General features: G+C 72.9%; 16 protein-coding genes. 7 read left to right on the top strand and 9 right to left on the bottom strand.

What is annotated here, in order from left to right:
* Positions 1–331: 331 nt before the first annotated feature.
* Positions 332–2,161, top strand: a complete 1,830-nt coding sequence (locus tag AB0K80_RS08395) for a glycoside hydrolase family 3 protein (protein ID WP_365667155.1) — start codon at positions 332–334, stop codon at positions 2,159–2,161.
* A 112-nt stretch (positions 2,162–2,273) separates the two neighbouring features.
* Positions 2,274–2,909 carry a hypothetical protein gene (locus AB0K80_RS08390; RefSeq protein ID WP_365667153.1) on the top strand — a complete coding sequence of 212 codons (636 nt, stop codon included), beginning with the start codon at positions 2,274–2,276 and terminating at the stop codon, positions 2,907–2,909.
* 23 nt (positions 2,910–2,932) lie between these two features.
* On the opposite strand, the gene AB0K80_RS08385 is transcribed toward AB0K80_RS08390, so the two are convergent.
* From AB0K80_RS08385 to AB0K80_RS08365, 5 genes are all read right to left on the bottom strand, one after another.
* Positions 2,933–4,375, bottom strand: a complete 1,443-nt coding sequence (locus AB0K80_RS08385) for a S28 family serine protease (RefSeq protein ID WP_365667151.1) — start codon at positions 4,373–4,375, stop codon at positions 2,933–2,935.
* Between the two features lie 106 nt (positions 4,376–4,481).
* Positions 4,482–4,868, bottom strand: a complete 387-nt coding sequence (locus AB0K80_RS08380; protein WP_365667149.1) for a hypothetical protein — start codon at positions 4,866–4,868, stop codon at positions 4,482–4,484.
* 115 nt (positions 4,869–4,983) lie between these two features.
* The gene (locus AB0K80_RS08375; protein WP_365667147.1) at positions 4,984–8,718 is read right to left on the bottom strand and encodes an ABC transporter ATP-binding protein; all 3,735 of its coding nucleotides are present in this window, start codon (positions 8,716–8,718) and stop codon (positions 4,984–4,986) included.
* A gap of 270 nt (positions 8,719–8,988) precedes the next feature.
* Entirely contained in the window at positions 8,989–9,840 is an 852-nt protein-coding gene (locus tag AB0K80_RS08370; RefSeq protein ID WP_365667145.1) for a serine hydrolase, read from the bottom strand.
* Between the two features lie 64 nt (positions 9,841–9,904).
* Positions 9,905–11,443 carry an MFS transporter gene (locus AB0K80_RS08365; protein WP_365667143.1) on the bottom strand — a complete coding sequence of 513 codons (1,539 nt, stop codon included), beginning with the start codon at positions 11,441–11,443 and terminating at the stop codon, positions 9,905–9,907.
* A gap of 166 nt (positions 11,444–11,609) precedes the next feature.
* Between AB0K80_RS08365 and AB0K80_RS08360 the strand changes: the two genes are divergently transcribed.
* The gene (locus tag AB0K80_RS08360; protein ID WP_365667141.1) at positions 11,610–12,413 is read left to right on the top strand and encodes an endonuclease; all 804 of its coding nucleotides are present in this window, start codon (positions 11,610–11,612) and stop codon (positions 12,411–12,413) included.
* Positions 12,414–12,434: 21 nt separating this feature from the next.
* Here the strand turns inward: AB0K80_RS08360 and AB0K80_RS08355 are convergent, their stop codons facing one another.
* Together AB0K80_RS08355 and AB0K80_RS08350 are read right to left on the bottom strand one after the other, a co-directional pair.
* Positions 12,435–12,716: a hypothetical protein gene (locus AB0K80_RS08355; protein ID WP_365667139.1), complete on the bottom strand. Its 282-nt coding sequence runs from the start codon at positions 12,714–12,716 to the stop codon at positions 12,435–12,437.
* Positions 12,713–12,865: a hypothetical protein gene (locus AB0K80_RS08350; protein WP_365667137.1), complete on the bottom strand. Its 153-nt coding sequence runs from the start codon at positions 12,863–12,865 to the stop codon at positions 12,713–12,715. The genes AB0K80_RS08355 and AB0K80_RS08350 overlap by 4 nt, the downstream gene beginning before the upstream one ends.
* Before the next feature lie 136 nt (positions 12,866–13,001).
* On the opposite strand from AB0K80_RS08350, the gene AB0K80_RS08345 reads away from it, so the two are divergent.
* Positions 13,002–13,799, top strand: coding sequence for a helix-turn-helix transcriptional regulator (locus tag AB0K80_RS08345; RefSeq protein WP_365667135.1), 798 nt, complete (start codon positions 13,002–13,004; stop codon positions 13,797–13,799).
* Positions 13,792–14,013, top strand: a complete 222-nt coding sequence (locus AB0K80_RS08340; protein ID WP_365667133.1) for a DUF397 domain-containing protein — start codon at positions 13,792–13,794, stop codon at positions 14,011–14,013. The genes AB0K80_RS08345 and AB0K80_RS08340 overlap by 8 nt, the downstream gene beginning before the upstream one ends.
* Before the next feature lie 217 nt (positions 14,014–14,230).
* On the opposite strand, the gene AB0K80_RS08335 is transcribed toward AB0K80_RS08340, so the two are convergent.
* Together AB0K80_RS08335 and speB are read right to left on the bottom strand one after the other, a co-directional pair.
* Positions 14,231–15,931: a thiamine pyrophosphate-binding protein gene (locus AB0K80_RS08335; protein WP_365667131.1), complete on the bottom strand. Its 1,701-nt coding sequence runs from the start codon at positions 15,929–15,931 to the stop codon at positions 14,231–14,233.
* Positions 15,928–16,896, bottom strand: coding sequence for an agmatinase (gene speB, locus AB0K80_RS08330; protein ID WP_365667129.1), 969 nt, complete (start codon positions 16,894–16,896; stop codon positions 15,928–15,930). Before speB ends, AB0K80_RS08335 begins: the two co-directional genes overlap by 4 nt.
* Before the next feature lie 134 nt (positions 16,897–17,030).
* Here speB and AB0K80_RS08325 point away from each other — a divergent pair, with 134 nt between their 5' ends.
* Both AB0K80_RS08325 and AB0K80_RS08320 read left to right on the top strand, forming a co-directional pair.
* Positions 17,031–18,482 carry a helix-turn-helix domain-containing protein gene (locus AB0K80_RS08325; protein WP_365667127.1) on the top strand — a complete coding sequence of 484 codons (1,452 nt, stop codon included), beginning with the start codon at positions 17,031–17,033 and terminating at the stop codon, positions 18,480–18,482.
* Between the two features lie 93 nt (positions 18,483–18,575).
* The gene (locus AB0K80_RS08320) at positions 18,576–19,364 is read left to right on the top strand and encodes a phosphatase (protein WP_365667125.1); all 789 of its coding nucleotides are present in this window, start codon (positions 18,576–18,578) and stop codon (positions 19,362–19,364) included.

The raw sequence follows: 19,364 nt of genomic DNA, 5'->3' as shown, positions 1-19,364 counted from the left end.
CCCTCCGCCCTCAACGGCCTCACCGGCACCGACTTCGGGAAAGCGGGCCGGGGCCGGGAACCCCGCGCGGGCTCCGCTCGTCCCATGCGCAGGCTGCCGGATGAGTCACCGTCGGTGCGGTGTCGGCTCTCGCTGCTGGCTGCGATCGCTGACCACCCTCTCCGCCGTACCACGGCCGGCAGCACGCCGTCATCGGCGCGCCCCCCTCTCCTTGCGCCGATGGCGGCCCCTTTCCTGGTTACTGTGCATTCCCTTGACCGGCAGAAACTTCCCGGTTATTGGTGACCTCCTGGAAGTTTCCTTCAGCGGTTCTCCTCCGGAAGGAGCGCACGTGCCCGACACCAGCACGGGAAGCACGGGAAACACCGCAGTCCCCTCCAGACGTACGGTGCTCGCCGCCACCGCGGGTCTCACCGCCGCGCTGACGGTCAGCGGCCCCTCGTACGCCGCCGGCGACGACCGGCACCTGAGCGCCCTTATCTCCCGGATGACCCTGGAGGAGAAGGTCGGCCAGCTCTTCGTCATGCGGGTCTACGGCCACTCCGCGACCGCCCCCGACCAGGCCGACATCGACGCCAACCGCAAGGAGATCGGGGTCCGTTCGGCCGCCGAGCTGGTCGCGAAGTACCGGGTCGGCGGCATCATCTACTTCGCCTGGGCGCACAACACCCGCGACCCGCACCAGATCGCGGACCTGTCCAACGGCATCCAGAAGGCCTCCCTGGACCTGCCGCGCGGCCTGCCCGTGCTGATCTCCACCGACCAGGAGCACGGCATCGTCGCGCGCGTGGGCGAGCCCGCCACCCTGTTCCCGGGCGCCATGGCGATCGGCGCCGGACGCTCCCGGGCGGACGCCCGGACCCTCGGGCGGATCGCCGGGCACGAGCTGCGCGCGATGGGCATCCGCCAGAACTACTCCCCCGTGGCCGACGTCAACGTCAACCCGGCCAACCCGGTCATCGGCGTACGGTCCTTCGGCGCCGGCCCGCGGGCGGTGGCCGCCCTGGTGGCCGCCGAGGTCGCCGGGTACCAGCGGTCGGGGGTCGCGGCGACGGCCAAGCACTTCCCCGGACACGGCGACACGGAGGTCGACAGCCACACCGGTTTCCCGGTCATCACGCACAGCCGCGCGCAGTGGGAGGCGCTGGACGCGCCGCCGTTCCGGGCCGCGATCGCGGCCGGCATCGACTCGATCATGACCGCGCACCTGATGGTCCCGGCGCTCGACGACTCCGGCGACCCGGCCACCCTCTCCCGCCCGATCCTCACCGGCATCCTGCGCGGCGAACTCGGCTACGACGGGGTCGTGGTCACCGACTCCCTCGGCATGGAGGGCGTGCGCACCAAGTACGGCGACGACCGGGTGCCGGTGCTCGCCCTGAAGGCGGGCGTGGACCAGCTGCTCAACCCGCCCGACCTGGACCTGGCCTGGAACGCCGTCCTGAAGGCCGTACACGACGGCGAACTCACCGAGGCACGGCTGGATGAATCGATCCTGCGGATTCTGCGGCTGAAGGCGAAGCTGGGGCTGTTCCGCGAGCCGTACGTCAGCCACGCCGGGGTCGACCGCGCGGTCGGCACCCGGGCGCATCTGGCGGCGGCCGACCGGATCGCCGAGCGGACGACCACGCTGCTGGTCAACGAGAACCGTCTGCTGCCGCTGTCCCGGCGGCGGCACCCCAAGGTGCTGGTCGTCGGCGCCGACCCGGCCTCGCCGTCCGGGACGACGGGCCCGCCGACGGGCGTGCTCGCGGGCGCGCTGAGCGGCCTCGGCTTCACGGCGAGCGCCCTGTCCACCGGTACGGCCCCGTCCGCGACGGCCATCACCCGGGCGGTCGCGGCGGCACGGGAGGTGGACGCGGTGGTGGTCCTGACCTACAACGTGTCGGCGACCAGCAGTCAGAAGACCCTGGTGGAGCAGCTGGTGGCGACCGGCCGGCCGGTCGTGGCGGTGGCGGTCCGCAATCCGTACGACGTGGCCCGGCTGCCCTCCGTCCCCGCCTGCCTGGCGACGTACTCCTGGACCGACGTGGAGCTGCGGGCCGCGGCACGCGTCCTCGCCGGGCGGGTCGCGCCGCGCGGGAAGCTGCCGGTGGCCGTGCCGCGGGCGGACGATCCGGCGCAGGTGCTGTACCCGATCGGGTACGGGCTGACGTACTAGACGTACGCCACATACCGGGCGCACCGCCGCCGACATGCGCAAAGCACCTGAGATGCCTGGCGAGGCCCGCCCCGGCGGGCCACGCTGGAGCGGGGTGCTCGGGGGGATGGCGATGCGTGCGAGACGATCCGCGGCGGTGCTGTGCGCGGCGCTGCTGGCGGGGTGGCTGACCGGCTGTCAGAGCCCGTCGGCGGGCGGCGAGGAGGCCGGCCGGCCGGGCGGGCGGTCCCCCGTGTCGCCGGTGCCGCTGCGGCCCTCCGGGTACGGGGCGGTGTTCCTGGCGGTCGACGAGTGCAGTTCCTTCGGCCGGACGAGCTTCACCGAGGTGCCGTGCGCCGGTGAGCGGGCGGCGGCCCGGGTGGTGGCCCGCCATGACGGCACGGTGGACGACGGGCCGCGCTGCCCGGCGACCACGGACTTCGTCCTGCACATCAGCCAACAGCGCCCCGCCTCCGACGAGGACGGCGACGGCGCGGTACCGCGGGGTTACGCCTGCATGCGCAACCTCCAGCCGCCCCACCCCGGCGACCCGGGCGGCGGAGGCGGCCCCCGCACCATCGTCGGCGACTGCGTCTACAGCTCGGGCGAGGACCAGGTCCGCGAGACGGCGTGCGACGGTAGCGGGAAGAGGAAACCGCAGTACAAGGTGGCCAAGGCGGTGTCCAGCCGCTCCCAGTGCCCGGCGTCGACCGCCCTGTACGTCCGCCTGGGCGGCGACACCCCGGTGGGCTGCGCCCGGCCGGTGTGAAGGGTGGCCGGGCGCAGGGGGTGTTACGGACGCAGCGTCATCTCCCGCTGCACCTCCCGCTTGTCGAGCTTCGCGTCGAACCTGGCCAGCGGCTTGGCCGCCTCGGGGTTCGCCCGGACCTCGGCGGGGGCGACGCCCGCCCACTGCAGGATGCGGGCCGTGGCGAGGGCCTTCTGGTCGGGGACCAGGCCCGCGACGTTCGCGCCGTGGTTCATGCCGGGCGCCGTGAAGACGTAGGAGTCCCTCGCGCCCTTGCCCAGGCGGAACGGCTCCGCGCCCCAGGGGTCGTTCTGGCCGTAGACGAAGAGCATGTGGCGGGCGTGGTGCCGCACCCAGGTGTCGACGTCGCGCATCGCCCAGGGCTGGAACCGCATGGGGATCGAGCGGGGCACGAAGTTGCGCGGCGGCTGGTAGCCGTAGCGGATGTACTTCTTCTCGATGTGCGGGAACCGGATGGTCGGCGCGCCGAGCTGGGTGCCCGCCTGGTAGTAGTACGGCGTGTAGGTCTCCAGGCCCTGGTCGGCGTAGGCGGAGAAGCCGGAGATGGTGTCGACCGAGGTCCAGATCTCCTCGTCGGTGGCCTTCTTCGCGTCGGCCGGGATCTGGTCGCAGTCCGCCAGGGTGCTGTACTGCCAGAAGCCCCACACGTAGTCCAGCACGACCGCCTCGTACGCCCGGTCCAGACCGCCGATGGTGTCGAAGGTGAGGCCCTCGGACTCGGCGTACGCCTGGTAGCGCTTCTCCAGCGGCTCACGGCGCACCAGCGCCTCGCGCTGCACCGCGTTCAGCCGGTCGCGGCACTCCTTGGTGCCGACGGTGGCGAAGAAGCGGTCGTAGGCCGAGTCCTCCTTGTTGACGACGTCGTTGGGGGCGACGTACGCGACGACGCCGTCCATGTCGCGCGGGTGGAAACGCTCGTAGTAGGTGGCCGTCATGCCGCCCTTGGAGCCGCCCGTGGCGATCCACTTCTTGGTGTAGATCTGCTTGAGCGCGGTGAAGACGCGGTGCTGGTCGCCGGCCGCCTGCCAGATGTCCAGCTTGGACCAGTCGGCCGGGGCGGGCCGGGACGGGGTGAAGAAGCGGTATTCCAGGGAGACCTGGTTGCCGTCCACGATCTGGGTCGGCTCGCTGCGGCGCGGCGCGGTGTTGACGTTGTAGCCGCTGGTGAAGAAGACCGTCGGGCGGGAGACGTCCTTGTGCAGCACGGTGATCCGCTGCTGGAAGGTGCCCTTGGACGGGTGCCGGTGGTCGACCGGCTGGGTGTAGTTCAGGACGAAGAAGCGGTAGCCGGGGTACGGCTTCTCCTCGATCAGGCTCATGCCCGGGATGGCGAGCAGCCTGTCCTTGATGTCCGTGGTACTGGCCTGGCCGGTGGCCCCCGGCTCGGCGGCGGTGGCCGCTCCGGCCGTGCCCAAGGTGCCTATGAGCACCGTGAGCGCCAGCAGCCATCTGAGCGCCTTGCGCATGCGCACTCCCCTGTGAGACAGATGTCCGCCGGAAGCTAGCGGACCAACTCCCTGTCGCACCAGGGGACATGGGGATAACCCTGTACGCGGCCCAGCCGGCGGGGCGTCAGCACAGGATCCAGCCGGAGCTCACCGAGCCCCGGCCCACCCGGCCCTTCACCCACACGCAGCGCTGCCCGGCGTGCACCTCCACCGGGCCGGCCCGGTACTGGAACCGGCCCTCGTCGACGGCCGGCCAGCCGCCCCGGGCCTGCACACTGACCGACATCTTCCGCTTCGAGCCGGGCTTCTTGGGCAGCGTGACGGCACAGACGTAGCCGTTGCGCTTGTAGACCAGGACCGTGCCCGTGGAGAACGGCAGGGTCCTGACCTTGCGGCCGGGGCAGTGCGCCGCGGCCTGCGCCTCGGCGGGCGCGGCGATCGCGAGCAGGCCGGCGGCGGTCAGCACGGCCATGCCGACCGCCAGCCGGCGGCGTATCGCTCCGGTGTCCACTGTCGTCCCTCCCGTACCGCTGATCCCACACATCGGCGTACAGGTGTACGGACGCAGAACGTATGTCGGATGGTTGCGCGGTCGTCACCGACGCAGCATCCAGGTCGGAGAGCCGTCAGCCGAGGCGGGCGCCGACCGGTTCGCCGACGAAGGTCCGCCACAGCTCGGCGTACCGCCCGCCGCGCGCCAGCAGCTCCTCGTGCGTGCCGTCCTCGGCGACCCGGCCGTGGTCCATGACGACGACCCGGTCCGCGCGGGCGGCGGTGGTCAGGCGGTGGGCGACGACCAGGGTGGTGCGACGGCCCGCCAGGCGGTCGGTGGCCTGGTTGACCTGGGCCTCGGTGGCCAGGTCAAGGGCGGCCGTCGCCTCGTCCAGGAGGAGGATGTCGGGGTCGACCAGTTCGGCCCGGGCCAGCGCGATCAGCTGGCGCTGCCCGGCGGAGAGGTTCCGGCCGCGCTCGGCGACCTCGTGGAGGTAGCCGCCCTCCAGCCGGGCGATCATCTCGTGGGCGCCGACCGCCCGGGCCGCGGCCTCCACCTCGGCGTCGGTGGCGTCCGGGCGGCCGTAGGCGATGGCGTCGCGGACGGTGCCCTGGAACAGGTACGCCTCCTGCGGCACGACCCCGAGGCGGTGCCGGTAGGAGGTGAGGTCGAGGTCGCGCAGGTCCGTGCCGTCGACGGTCACCCGCCCCTGGGTCGGGTCGTAGAACCGGGCCACCAGCTTCACCAGGGTCGACTTGCCGGCGCCGGTCTCGCCGACGAAGGCGACGGTCTGCCCGGCGGGGATCCGCAGGTCGATCCCGCCGAGGGCCTCTTCGTCGGCGCCGTAGGCGAAGTGGACGTCCTCGAAGGCGATCTCGCCGCGCAGGGAGAGCACTTCCCGGGGTTCGTCGGCGGCCTTCGTCGAGGTCGGCTCCTGGAGCAGTTCCTGGATGCGGCCCAGCGAGACCGTCGCCTGCTGGTAGCCGTCGAAGACCTGGGAGAGCTGCTGCACGGGCGCGAAGAACAGGTCGCTGTAGAGCAGGTAGGCGACCAGCGCGCCGACCGTCAGGGTGCCGTCGTCGACCCGGGCGCCGCCCACCGCCAGCACCGCCACGGCGGCGACGGACGACAGGAACTGCACGAACGGGAAGTACAGCGAGATCAGCCACTGGCCCCGGATGCGGGCACGCCGGTAGCTGTCGCTGCGCTCGGCGAACCGCCGTCCGCCGTCCCGCTCCCGCCGGAAGGCCTGCACGATCCGCAGCCCGGCCACCGATTCCTGCAGGTCGGCGTTGACCACGGACACCCGCTCGCGGGCCAGTTCGTACGCCTTCACGCTCGCCCGGCGGAAGAAGTACGTGGCGATGACCAGCGGGGGCAGGGTCGCGAAGACGACGAGGGCGAGCTGGACGTCGATGACCAGCAGGGCGACCATGATGCCGAAGAAGGTGACGACCGAGACGAAGGCCGTGACCAGGCCCGTCTGGAGGAACGTCGACAGCGCGTCGACGTCGGTCGTCATCCGGGTCATGATCCGGCCGGTCAGCTCCCGCTCGTAGTAGTCGAGGCCGAGCCGCTGGAGCTGGGCGAAGATCTTCAGGCGGAGCGCGTACAGCACCCGTTCACCGGTCCGGCCGGTCATACGGATCTCGCCGGTCTGCGCCGCCCACTGCACCACCACGGTCAGCAGGGCGAGCAGCGAGGCCGCCCAGACCGCGCCGAGGGACATCCGCGTGACGCCGTCGTCGATGCCGTTGCGGATCATCACCGGCAGCAGCAGGCCCATGCCCGCGTCGAGGGCGACCAGTACGAGGCTGACGAGCAGCGGCAGTCCGAAGCCCGCCAGCAGTCTGCGCAGGCCGTAGGACTCCTCCGGCTGGACGGCCCGGCCCTCGTCGACGTCCGGGGTGTCGGTGGCCGGGGGCAGCGCCTCCACCTGGGCGAGGAGGTCGGGGGTGGCGGGGCTGCCGCCGAGGGCGGTGTCCTTCGGCTCGCGGTCGCCGGTCCACAGCTTGGGCGTGATGCCGCGCTCGGCGTCGAACTCGGCGTCCAGCTCCTCCCGTACGGAGGTGTCCTGCTGCGGCTCGGTCGGCGGGGCGTGGCCCGGGGAGACCGCGCCGAGCTCGTCCGGGTCGGTCAGCAGCCGCCGGTACAGGGCGCAGCGCTGCTGGAGTTCCTCGTGGGTGCCGACGTCGGCGAGCCGGCCGCCGTCGAGGACTGCGATGCGGTCGGCGAGGTTGAGGGTGGAGCGGCGGTGGGCGATCAGCAGGGTGGTGCGGCCCCGCATGACCTCCTTGAGCGCCTCGTGGATCTCGTGCTCGACCCGGGCGTCCACGGCGGAGGTGGCGTCGTCCAGCACGAGCAGACGGGGGTCGCTGAGGATCGCCCGGGCCAGCGCGATGCGCTGGCGCTGACCGCCGGAGAGGGTCAGGCCGTGCTCGCCGACCTTGGTGTCGTAGCCGTCGGGCAGCTCCCGGATGAACCGGTCGGCCTGCGCGGTGCGGGCGGCGGCCTCGATCTGCTCCTGGGTGGCGTCGGGACGCCCGTAGGCGATGTTGTTGCGGACGGTGTCGGAGAACAGGAACGAGTCCTCGGGGACCAGCCCGATCGCGGCCCGCAGGGACTCCAAGGTCAGCTCGCGCACGTCGTGGCCGCCGACCAGGACGGCACCGCGGGTGACGTCGTAGAAGCGCGGCAGGAGCAGGGAGACGGTGGACTTGCCGGAGCCGGAGGAGCCGACGACGGCGAGGGTCTCGCCCGGGCGGATCTCGAAGGAGAGCCCGTCCAGGACGGGCCGGCCGGGGTCGTAGCCGAAGGACACGTCGTCGAACTCGACGGTGGCGGGGGCGTCGGCGGGCAGGTCCTTGTGCCCGTCCTGCAGCGTCGGCTCGGTGTCGATCAGCTCCAGCACCCGCTCGGTGCCGGCCCGGGCCTGCTGGCCGACCGTGAGCACCATGGCCAGCATCCGGACCGGGCCGACCAGCTGGGCGAGATAGGTGGAGAAGGCGACGAACGTACCGAGCGTGATGTGCCCGCGCACGGCGAGCCAGCCGCCCAGCGCCAGCATCGCGACCTGGCCGAGGGCGGGGACGGCCTGGAGGGCCGGGGTGTAGAGCGAGTTGAGCCGGATGGTGCGCAGCCGGCCGGCGAAGAGCCTGCGGCTGACCTCCCTGAGCTTGCCGGTCTCCTGCTCCTCCTGCCCGAAGCCCTTCACCACCCGGACCCCGCTGACGGCCCCGTCGACCACGCCCGCGACGGCGGCGGCCTGGGCCTGGGCGTACCAGGTGGCGGGGTGCAGCCGGGTGCGGCTGCGCCGGGCGATGTAGGCGAGGGCGGGGGCCACGGCGAGCGCCACCAGCGTCAGCGGCAGTGACAGCCAGGCCATCACGACCAGGGAGATCAGGAAGAGCAGGACGTTCCCGATGGTCATCGGGAGCATGAACAGCAGGCCCTGGATCAGCTGGAGGTCGCTGGTGGCCCGGCCGACGACCTGCCCGGTGGACAGCTCGTCCTGGCGCCGCCCGTCGAGCCGGGTGATGGTCGCGAACATCGCCGTGCGCAGGTCGTGCTGGACGTCGAGGGCGAGCCGGCCGCCGTAGTAGCGGCGGACGTAGGTGAGGGCGTAGACGGCGAGCGCGGCGCCGACCAGGGTGGCCGCCCAGGGGACCATGCCGCGGCGGTGGTCCGTGACCACGTCGTCGATGATCACCTTGGTGATCAGCGGGACCAGGGCCATGACGGCCATGCCGGCGAGGGAGGAGCCGAGCGCCAGGACGACGTCCTTGGGATAGCGCCAGGCGTACCCCCACAGCCGTCGTGCCCAGCCGGACTCCCCCTGTCCGGCCCCACCACCCCGTTGCGCTTCCACGCCGTGCCCTCCTGTCGGCCTGCCTTACCGGAAGGCACCAACGCGGACCGAAGCGGATTTCATCCCTCCGCAACAATTCCCCCGCGTTCTGGCTGTCGTCGCGGGACCGCCGCCGGGCCGGGGGTGAGGGCGGCGGCGGGGAGGGCGGCGGCGGGGAGGGCGGTGCGTACGGGTCTCAGGCGCATGCGGGTCACCGCAGGAGGGGCCGGTGGCGTCCGGGCGTCCGGGCGTCCGGGCGTCCGGGCATCCGGGCATCCGGGCGGTGCAACGTCACCCGGCGGCGGCGAGGTCCCGGTGGATCACCTTGGCGACGCCCTGGATGGTGGCGATGCCGTAGTTCATGGTGCTGTTGCCGTGCGTGAGCACGGTGATCACGTAGTCGTGTCCGCCGCCCTTGAAGGCGCCGACGCTGTGGACGCGCCAGCCGTACGTGGAGCGCTGGAGCCAGCCGTTCTTGACGGCCACGGAGACACCGGCGGGCGCGCCGTACGGCGTCCCCCAGCGCTGCGAGGAGATCACCTGCCCCATCAGCTTGAGGATGTAGGCGCGGGCGTTGTCGCTGAGCACCGTGTTCTTGGCGGTGATCAGCTTGAGCAGCTTCTGCTCGTCGGTGACGGTGATCTGGGTCAGGCCCCAGTAGTTGTTCGCGCCGGGCTTGGTCTGGGTCATGCCTGCGGCGGCGAGGAAGCCCTTGATCTTCGTCAGGCCCAGCTGCTTCCACAGGGTGGAGGTCGCGCTGTTGTCCGACTTGGTGATCATGGCCTTGGCGAGCGAGGTCTCGCGGTCGGTGAGCAGCCGGTTGTGCTTCTTCGCGTCCCACAGCAGCGTGGCCAGCACGGTGACCTTGACCACGCTCGCGGAGTCGTAGGCGGTGGACGGCCGCAGGGTGCAGGTCGTCTTGGTCGTACGGTCGTAGAGGCCGACGGCGACGGTGCCCTTGCGGCCGGACAGCGCGCCGGTGATGTCCCGCTTCAGCTTGTCGGCGAGGCCGGCCTTGGCGGACGTGCAGCTGACGGCCGGCGGGGCCGCGGAGGCGGTGCCCGCGGCGAGGGCGGGTATGAGCGCGCCGACGGCCATACCGGCCGTCAGGAGTCTGGTGCGGCGGGAAGTCCTGTGAGTCATGCACCAGTTGACTGCCGGACGGACCGAAAAGGTTGTAGGCCCTGGGCCATGGTTGTACGAACCGTTACGTCTTCCTCGCCCGCGGGAACACGGTGGACGACCAGGACCAGAGGGTGTCGATGATCCAGACGGTCAGCCAGATCCGGCCGCCCCACATCAGCAGTCCGCGGTTCTCGTCCGGGACCGGCTCGTCCCGCAGCCGGTACACCAGCCAGTTGGCGTCCAGCGCCCACAGCCCCAGCTGCGCCGCCGCGAAGACCAGGGTGTGGAACAGCCAGTCGCGCCGCTCCTTGCGGGCGCGGCCCTCTGGGACGCCGTTGTCCTTCTGCGTCGCCCTGCGAGGTGTGCCGTCCGGACGGGGCGCCGGCTCCGGCTCGGGCCGCTCCGGCAGCCGCAGTACGCGGATCGCCCACGGCGCGGCCACGGCGGCCAGGGCCGCGACCGCCGCCGCTGTCAGGCAGGCCGCGGCCCACCCCCGCGTCTCGAAGACCGTGCCGAGCAGCGGCGGCCCCACCAGCACGCCGACCAGCCGGGCACTCTCGTAGCGGCCCATGGCCCGGCCCGGCCGCCCCGCGGCGGCGGCCGCCACGGTCGCCTGCTCCACCGGGATCTGCGCGGCGAAGCAGGCCGCTGCCAACGTCCAGAGCACCGCCACCGCCAACGGGTCCGCCACCAGCGCCAGCCCGCCCGCGAACAGGGCCGAGGCCGCGAACGACAGGCTCATGGTCCGGCTGCGGCCGAGGCGGTCGGTGACCCGGTGGGCGTGTTCCGGGAGCAGGACGAACACCGCGAAACCCGGGGCGAAGACGAGGGCGGTCTGGGTGGGTGTCAGCCCGTACTGCGCCGGGAGCCGGAGCAGGAGCAGCATCCACAGGCCGGCCTCCGCGCCCGCGGTGACCGCGGCGACGGCCATCATCGGCAGCAGCCGGCGCAGGGTGCCGTCACCGGCCGGCGCCGCGGCAGGCGGCGCCCACCCGGTGTCCGGCGCCCACCCGGTGTCCGCCGGCCCCGCGGCGCCCGCCGGACGCGCGGCCAGCAGGGCGGCGGCCGCGGCGCAGGCGGCGCAGCCCAGCCAGAACAGGGGCCGGTACCCGGCCCGCTCCAGCGTGGTGAAGGCCAGCAGGTAGCCGGCGAAGGCGCCCCGGCCGGAGGCGGAGAGCAGCTTGCCGTAGGCGGCGGTGCCGTTGCCCGCCGCCCGCCGGCCCGTCCAGGCGTCCAGGGCGACCCAGAACAGCGCACCCCCGGCCCCGCCCAGCGCCGCCGCCCCGTACGCGGGCCACAGCCGGCCGGCGACCGCGTACCCGGCGAAGGACAGGGCGTACAGGGCCGCTCCCGCGGCGGCCACCCGGCGCGGATCGCAGCGGTCGGCGAGCTCGCCCGCCAGGGGCCGCACCAGCAGGGACAGCATCGCCTCGACGGCGATCAGGGTGCCGACCCCGGAGGCCGTGGCCTTCAGGACGGATCCCGCCCACAGCGGCAGGAGGAAGTCGAGCACCTCCATCGGGGCGCTTCCCAGCGCGGCAGCGGCGAGCACGCGCCGGCCGGCCGTGGCCCCCTCGTCGCGCGGACCCTGTCCCCGGCCTCCGGCATCCGAGCTGCGCACCGTGCTCCACTCCCCCTGTTCTGGAACTCCTCGGCGCAGATCATTTTGGCGGACGCCGCTGACACCTCGTCACCCGATCGACACGTCCCAGCCATCGACAGCACTGCATGTCCATGCCACTCTCCCTGTGCCGCCTTCGTTCAACCCGCGTAGAGGGGACCCCCACATGACGGCGACACGGATACGACGCCTCAAGCCGCTGGCCCTGGCCACCGCCGCCCTGCTGGCCGGCCTCGCCGCCCCGGCACTGACCGCGACCCCGGCCGCGGCGACGACCACCGCGTACGACTCGACGTACTACCGGAACGCGCTCGGCAAGACCGGCGCGAGCCTGAAGTCGTCCCTCCACACGATCATCAGCAGCCAGAGCAAGCTGTCCTATTCGGCGCTCTGGGAGGCCCTCAAGGTCACCGACCAGGACCCGGGCAACAGCGGCAACGTGATCCTGCTGTACTCGGGCAAGTCCCGCAGCAAGAGCCTCAACGGCGGTGACGTCGGCGACTGGAACCGCGAGCACGTCTGGGCGATCTCCCACGGCGACCTGACCACCTCCACCGGCCCGGGCACCGACCTGCACCACATCCGCCCCGAGGACGTGACGGTCAACTCCATCCGCGGGAACAAGGACTTCGACGAGGGCGGCAGCAGCTTCACCAACTCCGGTGGCAGCCTCACCGACTCCGACTCCTTCGAGCCACGCGACGCCGTCAAGGGCGACGTGGCCCGCATGATCCTGTACATGGCCGTCCGCTACGAGGGCGACGACGCCTGGGCCGACCTGGAGCCCAACGACCGTGTCGGCAACGGCAGCACGCCCTGCCTGGGCCGCCTGTCCGTCCTGAAGCAGTGGAACGAACAGGACCCGCCGGACGCCTTCGAGGAGCGCCGCAACCAGGTCATCTACGACACCTACCAGCACAACCGGAACCCGTTCATCGACCATCCGGAGTGGGTGGAGGCCATCTGGTAGGGGCGGGCACGGGCCCGGCACCTACTCGCGCCGGGGGCCGGCCAGGCGCTCGCCCCGGCTCTCGGCGATCCGGCACACCTCGGTCAGCGACTCGCGCATCCGCCCCAGCAGGAACCGGAGCTGCTCGGGCGTCGCCCGCCGGTCGGCCAGCAGGTCGGCCGCGTGGCCGAGGAGCTCGTCGGCCATGCCGAGCTGCACCCTCTCGACGGTGTCGGCCATCCGCGAGACCAACCCGGTCCCGTCCGACACGAGGTAGCACCGCTTGCCGTCCGGGCCCTCCCAGGGCAGCAGCCGTACCGTCACCTCGCACCCCCGGCGGACACGGTGTGCACGGTCCCGAGCGAGCCGATGCCGATCCCCGGGATCGGGGCCTGCCGCACCGTGCGGGGGCGGTACACACGGACACGATGGGCGGCCGGGGCCTGGGGGCGCGGGGTGCTGTTCTGCGTCATGTCGTCAGCTCCTGGGCGTGATGGGTCATGGCGCTTCGCTTTCCGTAGCGAAGCACTCACAGAGTGAGACGACGCGGGCTAGGCTCGCCAGGGGGTCGGATGTGACCAGTCATTTGTCACAAAGGAGTGGGGCTCTGTGGGCAGCATCTACGGCGACTGGCTGAAGGAACAGCGCGAGGCGGCAGGCCTCACGCAGCAGCAGCTGGCGGACATGGCCGTGATGACGCGTTCGCACATCGCCCACATCGAGGCGGGCCGCCGCGTGCCCTCGAAGGAGGACGCACGACGGCTGGACAGGGCCCTGAACACGGGAAACGTACTCAGCAGCTTCCTGCCGCAGGACGACGACACCTCGATCGCCGAGTACTTCGAGAGGGTGCGCGTACTCGAACAACAGGTGGTGGTGATCCGCGAGTTCGCCCTGGCTTACGTCCCGGGCATCCTCCAGACGAAAAGGTACGCGCGTGCGGTTCTGGGGGCGGCGTTCCCCCCTGTGAGTGACGAGGAATGTGACAGGCGCGTTGTCACACGCCTTGAGCGCGCGAAGATCCTGGACGATCCGGTGACGCCGGTGGTGTGGGCGCTGCTGGACGAGACGGTGCTGCGGCGCCCCATCGGTGGGGCGGACGTCATGGCGGAGCAGCTCATGCACGTGGTGCGGCTCGCGGAGACCGGTCGGATTCGGGTCCATGTGCTGCCGTTCGCCGTGGGCCATCACCCGCTCATGCAGAACATGCTCACGTTGATGGACTTCGAGGACCAGCCGCCGCTGGCGTACAGCGAAGGCGACCGGATGGGGAAACTGCACGACTCCCCGTCCGTCGTCCGCGAGTTGGAGGGTCGCTACGCTCTCGCCCTGAGCGACGCGCTGCCGCTGGAGGAGTCCCTGGCCCTGCTCAGGGTCACCGCGAGAGACTACGGGCACCATGACTGAGCGAACGATCCCGGACGCTGCCGCGCTGCGCGGCTGGCGCAAGTCGTCCTACAGCAACTCCGACGCCGGCAGCTGCCTCGAAGTGCTCGACCACCACCCCTGCGGCGTCCCCGTCCGCGACTCGAAGAACCCCCAGGGCCCCGCCCTGCTTTTCTCTCCCCCGGGCTGGTCGTCCTTCATCTCGGCCGTGAAGGCCGACGGCCTGCCTGGCTGAGGGGCTGACCCGGCGTCGGGTCACGCACGCAGGGCGAGTCCGACCACGGCGCGGCGGTACTCGTCGGTTCCTGGTCCCGCACCGGGTGCTGCCAGGTGATGGCATGCTGCAGCGTCACCTGCGGCGTGCCGTCCGCGACGTCGAGCAGCACCTGCGGGAGGAGGGCCGTCTCCTGCTCTTCCCCGGCCCCACTGAAGTCGTACTAACGCCCAGGGCCCTACGCCCGAGGCGCCGACTCCCGATGGGTCGGCGCGAACATCCGCAGCCGGGCCGGAAGCACCACCACCGACGGCCCGGGCGAGGCCAGCGCCTGTGCCAGGTCACGCTCCAGGGTCTGCGGGGTCGTACGGACCGCCGGAACGCCGAAGGACTCCGCCAGGGCCACGAAGTCCGGGCCGGTCAGGTCCACTCCCGTGGCCTCGCCGTAGGCGTCCGTCATGTACTCCCGCAGGATGCCGTAGCCGCCGTCGTCCACGATCAGCCAGGTGACGTCGAGGTCGTGCTGGCTCGCCGTCGCCAGCTCGGCGACGGAGTACAGGGCTCCTCCGTCGCCCGAGACCGCCAGCACCGGGCGGGTCGGGTCGGCGACCGCCGCGCCCAGGGCCGCCGGGTAGGCGTAGCCGAGGCCGCCCGCGCCCTGGGCGGAGTGCATGAGGTTGGGTGCCTGGGCGTCGAATGCCGACCAGGCCCAGTAGGACAGGATCGTCATGTCCCAGAAGGACGGGGCGCCGGCGGGCAGGGCGCGGCGGACCGAGGCGAGCACCTCCTGCTCCAGCGTCAGCTCCTGCGCGGCGATGCGCTCACGCACCCGGGACAGCACGGCCCGTACCCGGTCGGCGGCCGCCGGGTCCTTTCGTGGCGGCACCGTCTCCAGCAGGGCCTGCAGGGCGAGACGGGCATCGGCGTGGATGCCGAGCGCCGGGTGGTTGGACTCCAGCTTGCCGAGGTCGGCCTCGATCTGGATCACCCGGCCGCGGGGCCGGAACGTGTGGTAGTTGGAGGAGAGTTCGCCGAGGCCGGAGCCGACCACCAGCAGGACGTCGGCGTCCTCCAGGAAGTCCGTGGTGTGGCGGTCCTCCAGCCAGGACTGCAGCGACAGAGGGTGGGTCCAGGGGAAGGCGCCCTTGCCGCCGAAGGTGGTGACCACGGGCGCCTGGAGCCGCTCCGCCAGCTGCCGCAGCTTCCTCGCGGCGTCCGACCGGACCACTCCCCCGCCCGCGATGATCGCCGGACGCGACGCCTTCGACAGCAGGTCGGCCGCCACAGCGGTCAGTTCGGGGCGTGGCGGCAGCTCGTCGGGGGTCGCGTCCAGCCCGGTGACCACGGGGATCACCGTCTCGGCCAGCAGCACGTCCTGCGGGATCTCCACCCACACCGGGCCGTGCGGGGCCGTCAGGGCCGACGTCCAGGCCGCCGCGATCGCGGAGGGGATCTGGGAGGCGGTGCGCACGGTGTGGACGGACTTGACCACGCCCCGGAACGAGGCCGCCTGGTCGGGCAGTTCGTGGAGGTAGCCGTGCCGCCCGCCGCCCAGGCCGGCGGAGGGGATCTGGCTGCTGATCGCCAGGACGGGGGCGGAGGCCGCCGCCGCCTCCTGCAGCGCCGGCAGTGACATCAGCGCGCCCGGGCCCGTCGACAGCAGCAGCGGCGCGGCCTCGCCGGTGATCCGGCCGTAGGCGTCCGCCGCGAACCCGGCGTTGTGCTCCGTCCGCAGGCCGACGTACCGCAGGTCCGAGCGGCGCAGGGCGTCGAACACGCCGAGCGCGTGCTGGCCGGGCAGGCCGAAGACGGTGGTCGCGCCGAGCCCGGCCAGGGTCTCCACGACCAGGTCCCCGCCCGTGCGGCCGCGGGGAGGGTTCAGCGCCGCCTCCGTCTGGGCCTCGGTCGGACGGAGCACCAGGTCGTGGTCGTGGGTCACTTCGCTCGGGCCTCGGCAATCTGGCGGGTCATGATCGTCGTCAGTTCGTACGCCGTGTGGGACGCGGCCACCGACGTGATCTCCGCGTGATCGTACGCGGGCGCCACCTCGACGACGTCCGCCGAGACCAGGTTGCAGGAGGCCAGGCCGCGCAGGATCTCCAGCAGCTCGCGGGAGGTCATGCCGCCCGCCTCGGGCGTGCCGGTGCCGGGCGCGTGGGCCGGGTCGAGGCAGTCGATGTCGATGGAGATGTACAGCGGGCGGTCGCCGATGCGCTGGCGCAGCTGGTCGGCGACCTCGTCCGCGCCGCGCCGGTAGATGTCGGCGGACGTGACGATGCCGAAGCCCATCTTCTCGTCGTCGGTCAGGTCCTGCTTGCCGTACAGCGGGCCGCGGGTGCCGACGTGGGACAGGGCGGAGGTGTCGAGGATGCCCTCCTCCACCGCCCGGCGGAACGGGGTGCCGTGGGTGTACTCGGCGCCGAAGTAGGTGTCCCAGGTGTCGAGGTGCGCGTCGAAGTGCAGCAGGGCGACCGGGCCGTGCTTCCTGGCGACGGACCGCAGCAGCGGCAGGGCGATGGTGTGGTCGCCGCCCAGCGTCATCAGGCGGGCGCCGGTGCCGAGCAGCTCGTCCGCCGCCGCCTCGATGGTCTCCACGGCCTCGTTGATGTTGAACGGGTTCACGGCGATGTCCCCGCCGTCCGCCACCTGGGCCAGGGCGAACGGGGAGGCGTCCTGCGCCGGGTTGTACGGGCGCAGCAGCCGGGACGCCTCACGGATCGCGTTGCCGCCGAAGCGGGCGCCCGGGCGGTAGGAGACGCCGGAGTCGAACGGCACGCCCACCACGGCCACGTCGGCGCGGCCGACCTCGTCGAGGCGGGGCAGCCGGGCGAAGGTCGCGGGGCCCGCGTACCGGGGGATACGGGAGGAGTCGACGGGGCCGCGGGGCGTCTCGCTGCTGCTCATGTCTCCAATGCCTTCCTTCTCACGCTTCATGCTCGCCGACGGCGCGGCGGACACCGACCCTAGGTGGCCGGAAGGCGGCTGCGAAGTGTACGTTTCATCCATCCGAGGCGATCTCGATAGAGGAAACGTCCATCATGCCGGACCCTGCCGATCCCTCTGTTCCCCCCACCCCACCCGTACCCCTGACAGCCCTGCTGGCCCGCGACGACCTCGCGCTGCGGCAGATCGCGGGCCCGTCCGGCCCCGGCGTCGTGCTGCACGGGGCGCACGCCTCCGAGATGGCGGACCCGTACCCGTACCTACTGGGCGGGGAGCTGCTGCTGACGGCCGGCGCGCACCTGCCACAGGCGGTGGAGCCGGACGCGTACGTGTCGCGGATCGTCGCGGCCGGCGGGGCGGCCCTCGGCTTCGGCCTGGCGCCCGTGCACGACACGGTGCCGCCTGCCCTGGTCGCGGCCTGTGAGGCGCACGCCCTCCCGCTCCTGGAGGTGCCGCCGCACACCACGTTCTCGGCCGTGGCCCGGGCGGTGTGGCAGCTGATGGCCCGGGCCCGTACGGCGGAGCTGCGCCGGGTGACCGAGGCCCAGCAGTCCCTGGCCGCCGCCGCGTCCCGCCCCGACCCGGTGCCGTCGGTGCTGCGGCAGCTGGCCCGGCGGGTGGGCGGCCTGGCGGTCCTCTACGGCCCCGAGGGCGGCCGGCTCGCGGCGGCCGGGCGGGAGCAGCCGCGACAGGCGGCCCGGGCGCTGGCGGAGCTGGCCGGGGTGGTGGGCGGCCGGACGTCCGCCACCGCCACCGACACCGCCGCCGGGACCCACCTGGCCGCCTACGCCCTCGGCACCGGCCAGGGCTTCGTGCTCGGCGTCGCCACCCCCCGCAGGGACCCCGGCGACCACGCCATCGCCTCCGTCGCCGCCGTCCTGCTCTCCCTGCTCACCGGTGAACAGCACAGCGGCACGGGCGCGGCCCGCTCCTCGGCGCTGGTCCGGCTGCTGCTCGGCGCCCCGCCGAAGGAGGTGGCACCGCTGCTCGGCGCTCAGCGCTGGCACGTCGTGCACGCCTGGCCGGACGGGCCCGCCCCCGGCACCGTGGCCGCCTCCGCGCTCGGCGCCGCCCTCGGCTCCCCGCTGGTCGACCTGGCCGGCGACGTCGTACGGGTCCTGGTGCCCGCCGACCGGGAACCGGCCGCGCCCCCCGGCTGGACCCTGGGCGTCAGCGCCGCCGTCGCCCCGGCCGACTGGCCCGCCGCCGACACCCAGGCGGCCCGCGCCCTGGCCCGGGCCCGCGCCACCCGCACCGCGCTGGTCCGGCACGGCGACCGCCCGGCGCTGGCCGACCTGGTCCCGCCCGAGGACGCGGCGGCCCACGCCCGTACCCTCCTCGCTCCCGTCGCCGGGCAGCCGGCCCTCACCGAGACGCTGCGCACCTGGCTGTCACTGCACGGCAGTTGGGACCGTACGGCCGTCGCCCTGTCCGTGCACCGCAACACCGTGCGGCAGCGCATCGCCCGCTGCGCCGCGCTGCTGGAGGCGGACCTGGACGATCCGGACGTACGGATGGAGCTGTGGTTCGCGCTGCGGCGGATCTGAGTACGCGTACGCAGGGCCTTTGAGTACGTGACGCACGTCCCAGCGGGCGATACGCCGGGGACGGCCCCCGGACGGCTCCCTCACAATGGGGGCATGCCGATACCCGGGACACCCAGCCGCGCCGAACTCGTCGAGCACCTCGTCAGGACGCGCATCGCGGGCGATGTCGCCACCCCCCGCGAGAACAACCTCTCCCACTATCGCCAGCTGGCGAACGGCAACCGGCACTACTGGCTCGGCCTGGAACTCGGCGACCGCTGGAGCGACGAGCAGGACGTGCTCGCGGTGATGGCGGAGCGGGCCGGCGTCAACGACGACCCCGAGTACCGGTACGGACAGGACACCATCGACCCGGAGCTGACCGTCGCCGCCCTGGAGCGGCTGGCGGCCCGGCTGCGCAAGGCGGCCGACGGCGGGCAGCGGGTGCTGTTCGCCACCGGTCACCCCGGCGGGCTGCTCGACGTGCACCGGGCGACCGCGGCGGCGCTGCGCGCGGCGGGCTGCGAGATCGTGGTGATCCCGGACGGCCTGCAGACGGACGAGGGCTACGTCATGCAGTTCGCGGACGTCGCGGTGCTGGAGCACGGCGCCACGCTGTGGCACACCCACTCCGGCGAGCCGATGAAGGCGATCCTGACCACCCTGGAGCGCCAGGGCCGCCCGCTGCCCGACCTGGTGGTCGCCGACCACGGCTGGGCCGGGTACGCCGGACAGCACGGCGTCGACTCCGCCGGCTACGCGGACAGCAACGACCCGGCCCTGTTCCTGGCCGAGGCGGAGGGCACCGTCCAGGTCACCGTCCCGCTCGACGACCATGTGGTCAGCCCGCGCTACTACGACCCGATGACGGCGTACCTGCTGTCGGAGGCCGGGCTGATCTGA

Source organism: Streptomyces sp. NPDC052682, from assembly GCF_040678435.1.
GTDB lineage: Bacteria > Actinomycetota > Actinomycetes > Streptomycetales > Streptomycetaceae > Streptomyces.
The sequence above is the reverse complement of the archived record's forward strand: the minus strand, read 5'-3'. Positions and strand labels throughout refer to the sequence as shown.